The organism is Nonomuraea sp. NPDC050153 (assembly GCF_044460125.1).
Classification (GTDB): Bacteria; Actinomycetota; Actinomycetes; order Streptosporangiales; family Streptosporangiaceae; genus Nonomuraea.
The window spans coordinates 86,711-102,974 of sequence record NZ_JBITJQ010000006.1 but is presented as its reverse complement, the minus strand read 5'-3'; the positions used below and the strand labels follow the sequence as shown (position 1 = coordinate 102,974).

At 68.8% G+C, this 16,264-nt stretch carries 13 protein-coding genes; 7 read left to right on the top strand and 6 right to left on the bottom strand.

Going from position 1 to position 16,264, the window contains the following annotated elements; translation table 11 throughout:
- The first annotated feature begins 32 nt into the window (after positions 1-32).
- From ACIBQ1_RS17525 to ACIBQ1_RS17515, 3 genes are all read left to right on the top strand, one after another.
- The gene (locus ACIBQ1_RS17525; RefSeq protein ID WP_397278588.1) at positions 33-803 is read left to right on the top strand and encodes a hypothetical protein; all 771 of its coding nucleotides are present in this window, start codon (positions 33-35) and stop codon (positions 801-803) included.
- 52 nt (positions 804-855) lie between these two features.
- Positions 856-1,320, top strand: coding sequence for a hypothetical protein (locus ACIBQ1_RS17520; protein ID WP_397278586.1), 465 nt, complete (start codon positions 856-858; stop codon positions 1,318-1,320).
- Between the two features lie 171 nt (positions 1,321-1,491).
- Complete coding sequence (locus ACIBQ1_RS17515) at positions 1,492-4,173, top strand: cellulose binding domain-containing protein (RefSeq protein WP_397278584.1); 2,682 nt, start codon at positions 1,492-1,494, stop codon at positions 4,171-4,173.
- A gap of 895 nt (positions 4,174-5,068) precedes the next feature.
- On the opposite strand, the gene ACIBQ1_RS17510 is transcribed toward ACIBQ1_RS17515, so the two are convergent.
- The 3 genes from ACIBQ1_RS17510 to ACIBQ1_RS17500 all read right to left on the bottom strand — a co-directional run bounded on the left by ACIBQ1_RS17510 (position 5,069) and on the right by ACIBQ1_RS17500 (position 7,132).
- Positions 5,069-5,941 carry an NmrA/HSCARG family protein gene (locus ACIBQ1_RS17510; RefSeq protein WP_397278582.1) on the bottom strand — a complete coding sequence of 291 codons (873 nt, stop codon included), beginning with the start codon at positions 5,939-5,941 and terminating at the stop codon, positions 5,069-5,071.
- A 117-nt stretch (positions 5,942-6,058) separates the two neighbouring features.
- Positions 6,059-6,532 carry a peroxiredoxin family protein gene (locus ACIBQ1_RS17505; protein WP_397278580.1) on the bottom strand — a complete coding sequence of 158 codons (474 nt, stop codon included), beginning with the start codon at positions 6,530-6,532 and terminating at the stop codon, positions 6,059-6,061.
- A 48-nt stretch (positions 6,533-6,580) separates the two neighbouring features.
- Entirely contained in the window at positions 6,581-7,132 is a 552-nt protein-coding gene (locus ACIBQ1_RS17500) for an RNA polymerase sigma factor (protein ID WP_397278578.1), read from the bottom strand.
- 417 nt (positions 7,133-7,549) lie between these two features.
- Between ACIBQ1_RS17500 and ACIBQ1_RS17495 the strand changes: the two genes are divergently transcribed.
- The 3 genes from ACIBQ1_RS17495 (at position 7,550) to ACIBQ1_RS17485 (ending at position 11,233) form a co-directional block, all read left to right on the top strand.
- Complete coding sequence (locus ACIBQ1_RS17495) at positions 7,550-8,968, top strand: NB-ARC domain-containing protein (RefSeq protein ID WP_397278576.1); 1,419 nt, start codon at positions 7,550-7,552, stop codon at positions 8,966-8,968.
- Between the two features lie 73 nt (positions 8,969-9,041).
- Positions 9,042-10,190, top strand: a complete 1,149-nt coding sequence (locus ACIBQ1_RS17490) for a DUF418 domain-containing protein (protein WP_397278574.1) — start codon at positions 9,042-9,044, stop codon at positions 10,188-10,190.
- A gap of 128 nt (positions 10,191-10,318) precedes the next feature.
- Positions 10,319-11,233 (top strand): MurR/RpiR family transcriptional regulator, encoded by a 915-nt coding sequence (locus ACIBQ1_RS17485; RefSeq protein WP_397278572.1) that lies wholly within the window; start codon positions 10,319-10,321, stop codon positions 11,231-11,233.
- A gap of 42 nt (positions 11,234-11,275) precedes the next feature.
- Here the strand turns inward: ACIBQ1_RS17485 and ACIBQ1_RS17480 are convergent, their stop codons facing one another.
- The 3 genes from ACIBQ1_RS17480 to ACIBQ1_RS17470 are packed head-to-tail and all read right to left on the bottom strand — an operon-like array spanning position 11,276 to position 14,836.
- Positions 11,276-12,187, bottom strand: a complete 912-nt coding sequence (locus ACIBQ1_RS17480) for a carbohydrate ABC transporter permease (protein WP_397278570.1) — start codon at positions 12,185-12,187, stop codon at positions 11,276-11,278.
- Positions 12,184-13,161 carry an ABC transporter permease gene (locus ACIBQ1_RS17475; protein ID WP_397278568.1) on the bottom strand — a complete coding sequence of 326 codons (978 nt, stop codon included), beginning with the start codon at positions 13,159-13,161 and terminating at the stop codon, positions 12,184-12,186. The genes ACIBQ1_RS17480 and ACIBQ1_RS17475 overlap by 4 nt, the downstream gene beginning before the upstream one ends.
- Before the next feature lie 34 nt (positions 13,162-13,195).
- Positions 13,196-14,836, bottom strand: a complete 1,641-nt coding sequence (locus tag ACIBQ1_RS17470) for an extracellular solute-binding protein (RefSeq protein ID WP_397278567.1) — start codon at positions 14,834-14,836, stop codon at positions 13,196-13,198.
- Positions 14,837-15,047: 211 nt separating this feature from the next.
- Here ACIBQ1_RS17470 and ACIBQ1_RS17465 point away from each other — a divergent pair, with 211 nt between their 5' ends.
- The gene (locus tag ACIBQ1_RS17465; protein WP_397278565.1) at positions 15,048-16,247 is read left to right on the top strand and encodes an ROK family protein; all 1,200 of its coding nucleotides are present in this window, start codon (positions 15,048-15,050) and stop codon (positions 16,245-16,247) included.
- The last annotated feature ends 17 nt before the right edge of the window (positions 16,248-16,264 follow it).

Genomic DNA, 16,264 nt, shown 5'->3' with positions numbered 1-16,264 from the left:
AATCTGCGGTCCCCTCATCGAAAGGAATCTTCGTGAAGAGGACGATCGCAGGTGCACTCGTGGCGGCCATGGCCATGCTCGTGGCCGCCACTCCCGCCGAGGCGGCTCCGGCCGATCCGGTCAGGGCGCTCAAGGCGAAGCTGGTGGCCGGAAAGGGGGTGAAGTTCACGGACGTCACCTCCTTGCTCCAGGACTCGGAGAAGGTGACGTTCCTCAAGCGCACTGGAACGTTGCAGTTCGGCAGGTCCGGGATCGCCGCGTCGGACATCACCGCCGACTACACCCGGTATCAGGGCGGCATCTTCGACCACATGTACACCCTGAAGTCCGGGCGGACGATCATGGTAGGCGGCAGGAGCTACTCCACCAACCCCATGTTCGGCGAGGTCCCCGACGGCAAGAAATGGGCCAAGGACGTCATCTGCATGACGGGCGGCTGGCTCGGCACGTTCTCGCAGGTCGTCAACCCGGCCGAGCCGGCGACCCTGAAGGCCCTCCTCAAGGGCAAGAAGCAGGGCCGGACGTACTCCGGGAAGATCACCTACAGCGCGCTCGCGAAGGTGTCGCCGTGGTTCCGGCTCTCCGTGCCGTTCAGCTCGAAGGAGAAGACGGTCGTCACGTACCAGCTCACGCTGGGGCCTGACGGCCTGCCCAGCAGGCTCGTCACCTCGCATCCGGCGGCCTCGCACGTCGCGGAGGGCGTCGAGGTCGGCGACGGCCGGTTCAGCACCGAGACCCGCTACCGGGGCTGGGGCTCCCGGGCAGGCATCTCCGCGCCGCCGAAGAATCAGATAGCGGGATGAATCCATTGGATAGTAGTGTTATCGAAATCACTGCTATCCAATGGAGGCTTCCGTGATCGTGATCGTGCTGCTGGTGGCCACGCTGGCGTTCCGGCTGTCCAGGGCCGGGCGGTTCGGCACCTGGAGGGTGAGCGCGGCTCATGGGCTGGCCGTCATGCTGGTGGTGACGGCCAGCGCGCACTTCGTCCCGGCCGGCGTGACCTTCATGCCCACCCACGCCGACATGGTGGCCATGGTGCCGCCGTTCGTGCCGTTCCCGTCCCTGGTGGTCTACCTGACCGGCGTGCTGGAGCTGGCCGGGGCGGCCGGGCTCGTGCTCGAAAGGACCCGCGGGGCCGCCGGGATCTGCCTGGCGCTGCTCTTCGTGGGCCTGTTGCCGGCGAACGTGTACGCCGCGCTCGCCGGCCAGGACGTGACGCCGCTCTGGGAGCGGATCCCCGAGCAGGTCCTCTACATCGCGATCGCGCTGTGGGCGGCGAGGGGCGAGCGCGTGCTCAGCCGGGTGCGAACCCTTTAATTCGTTGTACGTCCAAACTATTGACCGTCGGCGCGCCCGTGTGTGAGCCTTCTGATGGAGCTCATGCGCGAAGGCGCGGTGACGGTCAGGGTCCTGCACTCTGCTCGTGCATGGCGGTCATCTGAAGCCTTTGGGGCGCCTGCTGGCGTGCCTGGAAAGGGAGAGCCGCGCATGCGAAGAAGATTATCGGTCATGTTCACGGTCGCCGCCGTCCTGCTCGTGGCGGCGATCGTGCGGATGTCCCCGGTCTCGGCCGTCGCCTCGGATCCGTACGCGTACAAGAACGTCAGGATCGACGGTGGCGGCTTCGTACCCGGCATCATCTTCAACCCCACCGAGAAGAACCTCATCTACGCCCGCACCGACATCGGCGGGGCGTACCGGTGGAACCAGTCCACCAAGTCCTGGACCCCCTTGCTCGACTGGGCCGGCTGGGACAAGTGGGGCTACAACGGCGTGATCAGCCTCGCCACCGACCCCGTGCAGACCAACCGCGTGTACGCCGCCGTCGGCATGTACACCAACAGCTGGGACCCCAACAACGGGGCGATCCTGCGCTCGACGGACAAGGGCGACAACTGGCAGGTCACGCCGCTGCCCTTCAAACTGGGCGGGAACATGCCCGGCCGGGGCATGGGCGAGGCGCTGTCGGTCGACCCGAACAACAACAGCGTCCTCTACTTCGGCGCCCCCAACGGCAACGGGCTGTGGCGCAGCACCGACTACGGCGCGACCTGGGCGAAGGTGGCCAGCTTCCCGAACGCCGGCAACTACGCCCAGGACCCGAGCGACCCCAACGGCTACCTGAGCCACAAGCCGGGCGTGGTCTGGGTGACCTACGACCCGCGCTCGTCCACCAAGGGCACCGCCACCAAGACCATCTACGTGGGCGTCGCCGACAAGGAGAACAGCGTCTACCGCACCACCGACGCGGGCGTCACCTGGTCGCGGGTGGCCGGCCAGCCGACCGGCTACCTCGCCCACAAGGGCGTGCTGGACACCGTCAACGGCTACCTCTACATCGCGACGAGCGACACCGGCGGCCCGTACGACGGCGCCAAGGGCGACGTGTGGCGCTACGCCACCGCCACCGGCACCTGGACCCAGATCAGCCCCATCCCGTCGTCCAGCTCCGACGACTACTTCGGCTACAGCGGCCTGACCGTCGACCGGCAGAAGCCGGGCACGATCATGGTGGCCACGCAGATCTCCTGGTGGCCGGACGTGATCTTCTTCCGGTCCACGGACTCCGGCGCGACCTGGACCCGCGTGTGGGACTGGACCTCGTACCCGAACCGCAGCTTCCGCTACAAGCAGGACATCACGGAGAACCCGTGGCTGACGTTCGGCACCAACCCGCAGCTCCCTGAGGTCACGCCGAAACTCGGCTGGATGACGGAGTCCCTGGAGATCGACCCGCTCGACTCAAACAGGATGATGTACGGCACCGGCGCGACGATCTACGGCACCGAGGACCTGGCCAAGTGGGACTCGGGCACCCAGTTCACCATCAAGCCCATGGCCAAGGGCCTGGAGGAGACGGCCGTCCTGGACCTGATCAGCCCGCCGAGCGGCGCGTCCCTGGTCAGCGCCCTGGGCGACATCGGCGGCTTCCGCCACACGAACCTGGACGCCGTACCGTCGATGATGTTCACGGCCCCGATCTTCACCTCGACCACCAGCCTGGACTACGCGGAGAAATCCCCGTCGATCATGGTCCGGGCGGGCAACTTCAAGGACTCCGACCGCCCGAACGACAGCCACGTGGCCTTCTCCACAGACGGCGGCGCGAACTGGTTCCAGGGCACGGAGCCGGGCGGCATCGACGAGGGCGGCACGGTGGCCGCCGCCGCCGATGGCTCCCGCTTCGTCTGGGCCCCCAAGAACGTCACCCCGGTCTACTCGGTGGGGTACGGCAACTCCTGGCAGCAGGCGTCCGGCCTGCCCACGGGCGCGGTCGTGGAGTCGGACCGCGTCAACGCGACGAAGTTCTACGGCTTGTCCGGCGGGCGGCTCTACGTCAGCACCAACGGCGGCGCGACCTTCACCGCCACCGCCGCCTCCGGCCTGCCCACCAGCGGCAAGATCAAGGCGGTGCCGGGCAAGGAGGGCGACCTGTGGCTGGCCGGCGACGGCGGCCTGTGGCACTCCACGGACAGCGGCGCGTCCTTCACGAAGCTGCCGGGCGTCACCGGTTCGGTGAACGTCGGCTTCGGCAAGGCGGCGCCCGGCGGCACGTACATGGCCGTCTTCGCGGTCGCCACGATCGGCGGGGTCACGGGCCTGTACCGCTCGGACGACGCCGGCGCGAGCTGGGTCCGCATCAACGACGACAAGCACCAGTGGGGCAACATGGGCGAGGCCCTGACGGGTGACCCCAGGGTGTACGGACGCGTCTACTTGGGCACCAACGGCCGAGGCATCCTGTACGGCGACCGCACCGGCCCGCCGGTCACCGTCACGCCCACCCCGACCCCGACGGTGACCCCCACCGTGACGCCTACTGTGACGCCTACCGTGACCCCGACCGTCACGCCCACCACGGGGTCGGGCTGCGCGGCGACGTACAAGGGCGTGAACGAGTGGTCGGGCGGCTTCCAGGCGGAGGTCACCGTCAAGAACACGGGCGCGGCGCAGATCACGGGCTGGAAGGTCGCCTGGACCTGGCCGGGAGACCAGAAGATCAGCCAACTCTGGAGCGGCACCCCGACCCAGACCGGCGCCAACGTGAGCGTCGTGAACGCCGGCTACAACGGCACCCTGGCACCTAACGGGACGACGTCGTTCGGCTTCACGGGCACCTACACCGGCACCAACACCCCACCCGCCACCCTCACCTGCACCCCGGCATAACAGCCAGTCCGCCAGGGGGCGCCGCGCGTCAGGGTTCCAGCCGGCGCCCCCTTCCGGTCAGCTCAACGGTGCGTGTCTGACACCACGCGCCCCCCGGGCGCTCGTCACAGTCCATCGGTCCTGGTCACAGCCGCGACCGGCAACCTCGGCCGGGAGGTCGCCGACCGGCGGGCACGTTCGCGAAGTGGGCCATCGACCACGCGGCCGAGTTCGGCTGACGGAAGTCAGGAACGATCTCCTGAATCTGTACCTCCGCAGGTCAGCCAGTCCACAGCCCTTGCTGGGCGGGATATCCGGATGCTTGTCAAGGGCTCGAGGCCCCTTGAATCGGACAGGTCAGAGCTCGGGAATGATATGCGAGGTAACGTGGCTGTAACGGGGGTATGTCCGAATAGCTGGTAGTGGGATGTGCGCTCCAATCCCTCAACCGCTCCACCGCATTCTCGAAAGGAGCGAAACCATGATCTTCCCGCGTTACATGTCTGCTGCAAGGGTCCTGCCTCTGGTCCTCGAGCCTCCCGGGCCGAATCGACTGGGGCCGAAGAAGAAGATCAACAGCGACAGCAGCAGTCGTTCCAACCGCCGTCGCCGCTGAGTGAGGGTTGGATCGGCAGGGGTCTCGCTCCTGCTTCCTCACGAAAATGGACCTGGCCGCCCGAGGTGGCCAGGTTTTCGTGTTCTGTGGTCATTCGCCGCGTTCGCGCGATGACGGGGGCCGAGCTGCGCGCTCTGACTCTGAAAGCGATCGAGGGCCGGTATCCCCAGGTCCGGGCGATCATCGAGCACTGGGACACGTCCACGGTCTTCGCCCTGGTCCTGCGTACCAGCGTGCCGATCGAGCCCTGGCCGACCACCGATTGGCCAGGACCCCCTCCCCGCCGCCTGAGGCGGTCGGCTAGCCGGCGAGGGCTCTGTCCCAGTCGACCGTCTTGGCCCACTCGGCGTAGCTGTGCCAGCGCACGGCGGGGTATCTGGCGTGCAGGGTCTCGATGTCGAGGAAATCGGTGTTGTTCTCGAAGCTCTCGAACATCGTGGCCACCTCGTCACCGGCCCACTGCCGCACCATGTCCAGCGGCAGCTGCTGGTAGGGGATCTCCCGGCCGAGCACCTCGCTCAGGATCCGGGCCGCCTCCTGCCCGGTGACGCGGTCGGAGGCGATGTCGATCCGCTCGCCGACGAACTGGTCGGGGTTCTCGATGGCATGTACGGCCAGGCCGGCGATGTCCAGGACGCTCACCTGGTCGAGCGGCTTGCCGGGAGTCAGCGGGTTGGCGAGCACGCCGTCGCCGAGCCGGCTGAAACCGAGGTTGAGCGCGTTCTCCATGAAGTAGACGGGGCCGAGCACCGTCGCGCGCACCGGCTGCTCGCGCAGGTGCGCCTCGATGAGCTGCTTGCTGTCGGCGTGGTCGATGCTGGTGGCCTCCAGCCGGTCGCCGCCCCGTACGGAGGAGTACACCAGGTGGGCGTCGAGGCGAGCGACGGTGTCGACGAGCAGGCGTCCCTGCGCGACCTCCTCATCCTTGCCGCCCTCGCCGAACGGCACCGACAGGCCGAAAACCGCGCCGGCGCCCGTGCAGGCCCGCCGGAGCGCGTCGGGGTCGGCGAGGTCGCCGGTGGCGAGCCCCGCGCCCTGGGCCGACAGCGCCTTCGCGGCCGGCGACTCCTCCGAGCGCACGTACGCGACCACCTCGTGGCCACGCTGCAGGAGCAGGTCGGCTACGGCGCCGCCCTGCCTGCCGGTCGCGCCGATGACGACGACTTTGGTCATGAAAGTCCTCCATGGTTGAGATGGGATGCGATGCGGGACATGCGGGCGCGTACCGGCCGGCCCATCCGGCCGCGTCGCCCGCCGCCAGCGATTCTGTGACCTCAACCACAGTTGAGGTCAAGTCGCGGACCGGCCGCGGAGACCCTGGATGGCCGCGTTGATCCCCTTCTTGTCGTAGCCGCCGGTCGGCATGGTGGCGCCGTGGGCGTGGCGGACGATGCCCTGGGAGTCGACGAGGATGCTGCCCGACTGCTGCAGGGAGCCGAAGACCTTCCTGCTCAGGCCGATCGTCTCGTGCGGGGTGCCCCGGCGGCCTGTGAGGACGGGGAACGGGACCTGGCGCCTGGCCTTCCACGCGGCCGCTTCCTGGCGGTCCTCAGGCACCGCGACGAACACCTGAACGCCGTTACCCGCGAACTCGTCGCGGCGCCGGGCGAGGTCCTGGACGTGCCGGTTGCAGACCGGGCACGACGTCGACCGCATGAAATAGATCAGCACGGCACTCTTGCCCTGGTGGTCGGACAAACGGACGGACCGGCCGTCGGTGTCCTCCAGCACCACGTCGGGTGCGGACGATCCGGTTTCGAGCATGGCGAAACTTCCCCTTCTGACTCGGGTGGTGGAAATGCGGCCGCGCAGTCAGGCGCCGGCGGTTCCGGACGTGCCGCTCAGGTTGAGCCGGAGCCTGGCGCGGCCCCGGTGCAGGTGGGACTTCATCGCGGCGGTGCTCAAGCCGAGCGCCTCCGCGACTCTCCACCCCGGGTAGCCCAGCACGTCCCGCATGATCAACACTCTGCGCTGGACGTCCGGCAACTCCTGGATCGCCTGCGCGACGAGCTCGGCCTCCAGGCGCTGGATGGCCTCGTCCTCGGCCGACGTCGCCAGGCCGGCCTCGACCTCGTCCGGGCGCTCGAACAGCACGCGAGCGCGGCGCAGGCACTCGTTCCGGACGATTCTGAACATCCATGACGCCAGCGCCCCGGTGGCGCGCAGCGAGCCGATCTTCCGGTAGAGGATGATCAGCGCTTCCTGCGCGGCGTCCTCGGCGTCCTGCGGGGACGCGCAAAGGTGCTCCGCGAAGCGCCGTACATGGGAATGGGCGCCATGGATCACCGCGGCGAGCGACTCGCGATCACCGTCCTGCGCGGCCCTGATGAGCTGCGCGCTCGCCCAGGAGCGGTCGGCACCCATATCCATCTCCTTCACCGGTGTGGCCATCACCTCATAAGAGGCCTCCACCCCCGAAAAGGATTCACCCTGACGTAGCGGGCGGTTCGCCCGGCCTGCCCTCGGCCAGGTTGTCGTCCGCGTTGAGCGTGAGGTTGTCGAACCGGTGCCGCCCTCTGCTGCCCTTTCCCCTGTGCCGGCCACTCACGTCGGGTGGTCCAGCTGACTCCTCTGTCGCGATAAATAATTCTTCGCTGAAGTTGGGCTGTCAACGCAATATCGCTGAGCCATGCGCTGCTCCAGCGGATGATGCCTCTTGACAGTGGCACCGATCCAGTTTCACAGTGTCCGTGGTATTGAATAGCGAAAAATTTTCTTACACGAAGGGTCGGCTTGTGGTGACCGATCTGCGAGCCGCATGGTCACGGAGGGATTGCGCGCATGAAGCCGGCACAGGGCGACGGCCCGTCTCTCGCAACGCTGATCCGAACCTGGCGCGAGCAGGCACTGCTGACACAGGACGAACTGGCCCACCGGACGGGACTGAACGCCCGTACCATCCGTCGGCTGGAAGCCGGAGAGCTGCGTCGTCCGCGCGGCAGATCCATCTCCGTGCTGGTCGAGGCGCTGGGCCTGGACGCCACGGAGGAGGCGCGCCTGATCAGGGCGGCGCTCAGGATGCCTGCCCGATCGGCGCCCCGGGCGTCCGGAGCCGGAGCGAGCGGGCCGCCGCGCGCGACGACGGTGCTGGGCCAGCTCCCCTCCGACACCGCGCGCTTGGCCGGCCGGGGGAAGGAGATCCGCGAACTGGACGGCCTGCTCGCGGTGGGCGAACCGGCCGCGGGCCCCCAGGTGGTGGCCGTCCTCGGGGGCGCCGGGATCGGGAAGAGCGCGCTGGCCGTGCACTGGGCGCACCGCGTCGCGGACCGCTTCCCCGACGGCCAGTTGTACGCGAACCTGCGCGGGTTCGAGCCGAGCGCGCAGCCGGCCGACCCCGCCGAGGCGATCCGGGGCTTTCTCGACGCGCTGGGCGTTCCCGCGCACCAGATCCCCACCAGTACGGACGCCCGGGCCGCGCTGTTCCGCGGTACGGTGAACGGCAGGCGGCTGCTGATCGTCCTCGACAACGCCCGCGCCGCCGGCCAGATCCGGCCGCTGCTCCCCGGCACAGCGGGCTGCCTCGTCGTCGTGACCAGCCGTGACCAGCTGACCGGCCTGGTCGCCGGGGGCGCCGCCCCGATCGTCCTCGACCCGCTGCCGGCCCAGGACGCTCTGGGACTGCTGGCCCGGCGACTGGGCCCCGCCCGCGTGGCGGCGGCGCCCGAGGCCGTGCACAAGATCGCCGCGCTGTGCTCGGGACTGCCGCTCGCGCTGGCCGTCGCGGCGGCGCGCGCGTCGACCCATCCGGGCTTCAGCCTCGACGACCTCGCCGCCGAACTGTGCGGCACCGGCAACCGGCTGGACGCGCTGTCGAACGTGGATCCGTTCGCCGACGTCCGGACCAGGCTCTCCTGGTCCTACCGCACCCTCGGGGCGCAGGCCGCCCGCATGTTCCGGCTGCTGGGGCTGCACCCGGAACATGACGTCGACGTTCCGGCGGCGGCCGGCATGTGCGGGCTGCCGGTACGTCAGGCGCGCGCCCTGCTGGCGGAGCTCCACCGCGTGCACCTGATCACCGAATCCGCCCCCGGCCGGTACGCCCAGCACGACCTGGTCCGCGCGTACGCGGCCGAACTGGCCGAGATGCACGAGTCACCCGCGGAACGTCATGAGGCCGAGTGCCGATTGTTCGACCATTTCGTCCGCACCGGTGCGACGGCCTGCCGAATCGGTGCCGGACCCAAGAAGGGGTTCCGGTAGCGCTGCTTTAGTCACCCGGAGCCAGACCAAGGTCGGATGCCCGGGCAGGCGCGCCGTCCGTAGCTTCGGACTCATGACACAAGTGAGCACGCCGCCCGCCAACCGGGTCCACGAGATCGACGTGGTGCGCGGGTTCGCGCTCGCGGGCATCCTGGTGGCCAACATCGGCTTCTTCGCCGACCCCGGCTACGCGGTCGACGGCACCATGCCCATCCCCGACGGGCCCGTGGCCACCGTCATCACCACCCTCGTGCTGACCAAGTTCTACATCATCTTCTCGTTCCTGTTCGGCTACTCGTTCACGCTGCAGATGCGCTCGGCGGAGCGGGCCGGCGCGAGCGTGCGGGCCAGGACGCTGCGCAGATGCCTGGGCCTGTTCGTGATCGGCCTGGCACACGGGATCCTGCTGTGGATCGGGGACATCCTCACCCTGTACGCCGTGCTCGGCCTGCTCCTGCTCGCGCTGCGCGGCATCAGGCCGAAGACCGCCGTCGTGACCGGATCGGTCATCGTCGGCGTGCTCGCCCTGCTGTGGGCCGGGCTGGCGTGGCTGTCCGCCCTCGACCCGACGGCCGGCCAGGCTCCGGCGGCCGGCACCGCGGCGGCGGCCCGCACGCTGGCCCTGGCCACCGGCAGCCCGCTCGACGTGCTGACCCTGCAACTGGAGCTGTACCCGCCGCTCGTCGCGATGGTCTGGATCTTCCAGGGGCCGATGGCGCTGGCCATGTTCCTGTTCGGGCTGGCGGCGGGCAGGTCCAGGCTGCTGGAGGAGACCGAGCGGTGGTGGCAGCTGGCGCCGCGCATCCAGTGGATCGGCTTCGGCCTCGGCCTGCCCGGGGGGATCCTGCTCACGCTGACGGCAGGCGCGTCGGGCACCTGGGAACTGGCCGGCATGGCGGTATCCACCGTGACCTCGATCCTGCTGGCCGCCGCGTACGTGGTGACCCTGCTGCGGGTGATCCGGCGTTTCCCCGCCGCCGGGCGCGCGCTGTCCCCCGCGGGGCGGGTGGCGGCCTCCAACTACGTCGGGCAGTCGGTGCTGTGCTGCCTGGTCTTCACCGGGTACGGCCTGGCGCTGGCGGGCAAGCTGTCGCCGCTCGCCGTGATGGGCGTGGCCCTGGCGATCTACACGGTCCTGCTCTGGCTGAGCGCGCGCTGGCTGCGCACGCACCGCTACGGACCGGTCGAGTACGTCCTGCGCCGCTTCACCAACTGGGCCTAGCACCTTGCTTCTGTGGATAATTTTTCTTCATAGCTCGATGTTCCAGGATGGAGAAACGAGATCCACGCTGATCGTGTGTTGACGTGCGCGCTCGATGGAGAATAATTTCTCTATCGAGAGGAGTTGTTATGTCATCCAATCCGCCGCGGGGCGACGTCATCCAGCGGATGCGCGAGATGTTGCCCACGATGCCGGAGGCTCAGCGGTCGCTGGCCGAGCTGGTGCTGGACGATCCGGCGGCCGCGGCGCGGATGACCATCGTGGAGCTGGCGGAGCAGTGCGGGGTGTCCACAGGCACGATAACCCGGTTGTGCCGGGCCTTGGGCATGGACGGCTATTCGGCGCTGCGGATCGCGCTGGCCTCCGACAGCGGGCGGGCCGACGTCCGGGGCACCTGGGCCGCTCACATCGGTACGGAGCTGACCAAGGGCGACGACATCCGCCATGTCGCCAACGTCATCTCGGCCAACATCGGGCATGTCGTCGCCGAGGCGCTCGCCAACCTCGATCTGGCCCTCGTCGAGCGGGCGGCCGGCGCGCTGGTCGCCGCACGCCGCGTGCTGATCTACGGCATCGGCGGCAGCGGGGCGACGGCCGTGGAGTTCCATCAACGGCTGTACCAGATCCGCCTGCACGCGTGGATCCACACGGATGTGCACGTCGCGCTGACCGGCGCCGCGTTGACGGGGCGCGGCGACGCCGTGGTCGCCATCTCGCACACCGGACGGACGCAGGAGGTGTGCGACGTGGTCAAGGAGGCCCGGTCACACGGGGCGACCACGATCGCCGTCACCAACGACCTGGCCTCTCCGCTCGCCGACGAGGCCGAGCTGGTGCTCGCGACCGGGGTGCGCGAGCTGGGCTTCAGCACCGAGACGATCGTGGCCCGGCACGCCCAGCTGGCGGTGCTGGACGTGCTGTACATCGCCATCGCCCAGCGCACGTACGAGCAGACCAGGGATGCGATAGCCCTCACGACGGAGGCGGTGCGCTCGCACCAGATCGGCAAGACCGACGACACCGCCTCCGGGACAGACGTCTAGCTCGCCCTGTCCGGGGCCGCTCGGGAGGCACCCGCCCCCTGTTCAGCCCTTGACGGCGCCGACGATCACGCCCTTGGTGAAGTGGCGTTGCACGAAGGGATAGATGATCAAGGCAGGGATCACGGCGATGACCACGATGGCCATCTTGATGGCGAGCGTCGGCGGGGCGTCGCCGGTCACGCCTGCCGTGGCGCTGGGCAAGGGGTTGGAGTCCACCACGTACTGGCGCAGGATCAGCGCCAGCGGCCACTTCCTCGTGTCGTCGATGTAGAGCATCGCGTTGAACCAGGCGTTCCAGTAGCCGACCGCGTAGAACATCGCCACGACGGCCGTGACCGCCTTCGACATGGGCAGGACGATGCGCCACAGGATGCGGAACTCGCCGGCCCCGTCGATGCGGGCGCTGTCCAGGACCTCTCCCGGGATGCTCATGAAGAACGAGCGCAGTACCACCACGTTGAACGCCGAGACGGCCGTCGGGAGGATCAGCGACCAGTAGCTGTCCTTCAGACCCAGGCCGCTGACCATCAGGTAGACCGGGATGATGCCAGGGAAGAAGACGAACATCAGCAGCACGCTGAACAGCAGCGGGCGGTGGAGGAACGAGCCTGGGCGCGACAGGGAGTACGCGCCCAGGATGCTCACGCCGGCGCTGATGAGGGTCCCGATCACCGTGACGCCCGTGCTGACCAGGACGGCCCGGCTGACGACCGTGTCGGAGAAGATCTGCTCGTACGCCTCGAACGTGATCCCCTCCGGCACCAGCACCAGCCCGCCCGCGCGGTTGACCGTGGCGGCCGAGCTGAGGCTGGTCAGGACGATGGTGTAGAGCGGGCCGAGGACCACCACGACGATCAGCGTGATCAGCGAGCCCTTGCCGAGCCGGCCGACCGGCGAGGGCCGCTCCTCCCACGGCGCCAGCCGGGAGGGCTTCCGGGAGGTGAGGACGGTCATGATCGCGAATACACCCCTCGCTCGCCGAACGCGTGCGCGACCCGGTTGGCCGCCACGATGAGCAGCAGCCCGACCAGGCCCTTGAACAGCCCGGCCGCCGCCCCGTACCCCAGGTCCCCGGTACGCAGGCCCGACCAGTACACGAACGTGTCGAAGACCTCGGACGCCTCGCTGCCGACGGCGCTGCGCTGGAGCATGAACTGCTCGAACCCGACGTTCAGCGCGTCCCCGAGCCGCAGGATCAGCAGGAGCACGATCACCGGACGCAGCCCGGGCAGCGTGATGTGCCACATGCGACGCCACCGGCGGGCTCCGTCGACGGCGGCGGCCTCGTACAGGTTGGGGTCGATGGTGCTGAGCGCGGCCAGGAAGATGATCGCGCCCCAGCCGGCGTCCTTCCAGACCGTCTGGGACGTGATCAGCAGGATGAACGTGTCGGAGCTCGTCATCCAGTCGACGCCCTGGTGGCCCTGCTCCCGCAGGATCTGGGCCAGCAGCCCCGCCCCGCCGAACATCTGCTGGAAGATGGCGATGACCAGCACCCAGGAGAAGAAGAACGGCATGTAGACCACGCCCTGCACGAACGCCCTCAGCCTGGCCGAGACGATGCTGTTGAGCAGCAGCGCCAGCATGATCGGCACGGGGAAGTAGAAGACGAGCTGGAAGGCCGTGATGGACAGGGTGTTGGCGATGGCGCGCAGGAACTGCGGGTCCTGGAAGAGCAGCGCGAAGTTGGTGAAGCCGATGATCGGGCTGCCGGTGATCCCGCCGGTGTACGGGTTGTAGTCCTGGAACGCGATGACGTTGCCCAGGGCCGGGATCCACCAGAAGGCGAGGACGAGCAGCAGCATCGGGAGGTTCATCACGAGCAGCGGCCAGTCCCGCCGGAGCTTGGCCCGCCAGGTCGGTTCCTGGGGCTTGGCCGCGACGCTCAGGGGCTGCCGGGCCGTCCGCCTGGCTGTCGTCACGCCCATGACCAGCCCCTTGCGCCCCTTGCGGTACGCAACGTCACAGCCTGCCGTTCTCCCGCGCGACCTTCATGTAGAACTCGCGCGCCTCGTTCCCGCCCTGCTCCTGCCACTCCTTGACGATCTTCGGCCACTCGGAGACGGGCCGCTTGCCCCGGAAGATCTCCTGCATCTTGTCCTGGGTGGGCGTCACCAGCCCGGCCATCTTGGAGGGCGTCTCCACCCGGATCCCCACGAACGGGTCGTTGTCCAGGAGCTTCGAGGCCTGCGTCTGCCAGTCGTACTGCGCCTGGACCAGGCCCTTGTACTGGCTCTTCTCGTTGGCGTTCGGCCGCCCCGACAGGAACATGTACGTGGGCGCGACCTCCTTGCGCCCGAGCGCCGTCTGCTCGACCTTGCCGTCCTTGACGTCGTAGTGCTTGCCCTCGACGCCGTTGAAGACCAGCTCGTACTCCTGGGTGCCGAACGGCGCCGAGCACCAGTTGGACAGGGCGAGCAGTTCGCGGGTGCGGGCGTCGCCGAGGCCCTTCTTGATGAAGACGAACATGCCGGCGGGCTCGTTGCGCCACATGATGGTCTTGCCGCCGGGCTTGGCCGGGTAGGGGGCGACGATCTGCATGTCGAACTTGGGGTTGTCGGCCTGGAACCGGCCCAGGGCCTCGTGCCAGGCGCCGGGCCCGTCCCGGTAGATGACCATCTGTCCGCTGCCGAAGATGGCTTTGTTGTCGGCGTCCTTGTTCGCGACGATGTCGGGGTGCACCCACCCGGCCTCGAAGAGCTTGACCATGAACTCGATCGAGGCGGCCCACTCGGCGGTCTCGTACTTGTACTCGAGGGTGCCGTCGCTCTTCTTGCGCCACTCGCGCGGCGCGCCGAAGGCCCGCTGCATCTCCTCCTCCATGCCGCCGCCGAAGGCCCAGCGCTTCTTCTTCGGGTCGGTGATGGCCTTGCCGAGCGCGAGCAGGTCGTCGCCGCTCTTGGGCTGCTGCAGGCCCAGCTCGTTCAGGATGTCCTGGCGGACGAAGGTGGCGACCGAGTATGGGTCGTTCTGCCAGGGGATGCCCTGCAGGACGCCCCCGAAGACACCGTACTGCCAGGCCGTGGTGTCGTAGTTGGCCAGCAGGGGGAACTCCTTGGCCTTGTCCCCGGCCAGGTAGGGGGAGAGGTCGGTGAAGAGCTTGTTGACCGCCTCCGTGAAGTGGGCGATCTTGATGAGCTCCCAGCCCGGGACCATCAGCATCTCGGGAACGTCGCCGCTGGCCAGCAGGGTGCTGAGCTTCTGCCCGTAGGTGTTGCCGTCGGAGATGTTGAACCGCACGACGCCGCCGAGGCGCTCGTTGACGTAGTCGTAGTAGGAGTTGCCGCCCAGGCCGGGCGGCACCGTGCCCCACAGCGGAGTCATCGCGGTCACCTCCTTGCCGCTGGTCAGCGGCTTGGTGGTGACGGCCTGCACCATGGTGGCCGGGCGGGTCAGGAATCCGGGCGAGACGAACTCGGCACCGGGCAGATCGGGCTTGAGCCCGGGGATCTCGAACGGGATCCGCGTGGGCACCAGGCTCTTGAGTTTGTCGGCCGCCACGGCCGTACCCTTGGACAGCTGCTTCTTCTCGGCGCAGCCGGCCACCAGAACGCTCGCACCGACCAGGCCGAGGAATCCGCGGCGGGACGTGTTGGTTGCCATGGCCCGCTCCCTTCTCCAAGTGGGGATGGCCCTATTACAATTAGTTGGTATTGCGACCAAACAAATTAGTAGACTGTGACCCTGGCCACAAGGGATCGCGACGTCACAGGTTGGTGCCGATGGCAAAGGGTCGCGGCATCGGCTCGTGTTGGTGAAGGGAGCCCGGGATGCGGCATGCTGGGGTCATCTCTTGGCGGGAACGGGGCTGATATTGATCACTTCTACGACCGGCCCTCAGCCGGCCGACTTCGCCGACGTAAGGGCCACCAACCTCGCGGTCGTGCTGCGGTTCGTCCGGGAGCACGCGCCCTGCTCGCGGGCCGACATCGCGGCCTCCACCGGACTCAACAAGGCGACGGTCTCCAGCCTCGTCGCGGATCTCATCGACCGGCGGCTGGTCCGTGAGACGGGCCTGACGGAGAACCGGGTCGGCCGGCCGGCCACGATGCTGGTGCTGGACGGCTCGCCGTACGCGGCCATCGGGGTCGAGATCAATGTCGACTACGTCTCCGCCGTGGCCACCGACCTCGCCGGGGAGCGGCTGCTGACGTGGCGGCGCTCGTTCACCGGCGGCGAGTCCGTCAACCAGGGCGTCGCGAGCGTCGGCGCGATCATCAGGCGCGTGGTCAACCGCATCGCCAAGGAGGAGCGCCAGATCCTGGGCCTGGCCGTGGCCGTGCCGGGGCTGGTCGACGTGCAGGGCGCCGTACGCATCGCGCCCAACCTCGGCTGGCGCGACGCCGACATCGGCGGAGACCTGACCAAGGCGCTGCGCGATCCCGGCTTCCCGATCCAGGTCGACAACGACGCCAACCTCGCCGCCCTGGCCGAGCAGCGCTTCGGCGCGCATTCGGGGGCCTCCGACCTCGTCTACCTCACCGGCGAGATCGGCGTGGGCGCGGGGATCATCCTCGACGGGCGGCTGCGCCGGGGCCGGCGCGGCTACAGCGGCGAGATCGGCCACGTCCAGCTCGACCCCGACGGCCCCGAGTGCCACTGCGGGCGGCGCGGCTGCCTGGAGGTCATGGCGGGGATCGGCGCCGTGCTGGGCAAGGACCCCTCTCCCGCCGAGATCCAGGTCGAGATCGAGGAGTCCGTACGCCTGGCTCGCGTCGGCGACCCCGCGACCCTGACCACGCTGGAGTCGGTGGGCCGGAGCCTGGGCAAGGGCGTGTCGATCCTGGCGAACCTGCTCAATCCCGAGGTCGTGATCCTCGGCGGCTATTACGTCCCGCTCGCGCCGTGGCTGCTGCCCGCCGTCCAGGACGAGATGGACGACCGGGTGATCGCCGCCGAGTCGGGAGGCTGCCAGGTCGTCGCCTCGACGCTGGGCCACGACGCGGCCGCGCTGGGCGGCGCCGCGAGGGTGCTCGACTCCATAGATTCGGGGAGATTGCCCCGAGTCCCTTGACCTTGGTCACCGGGGAG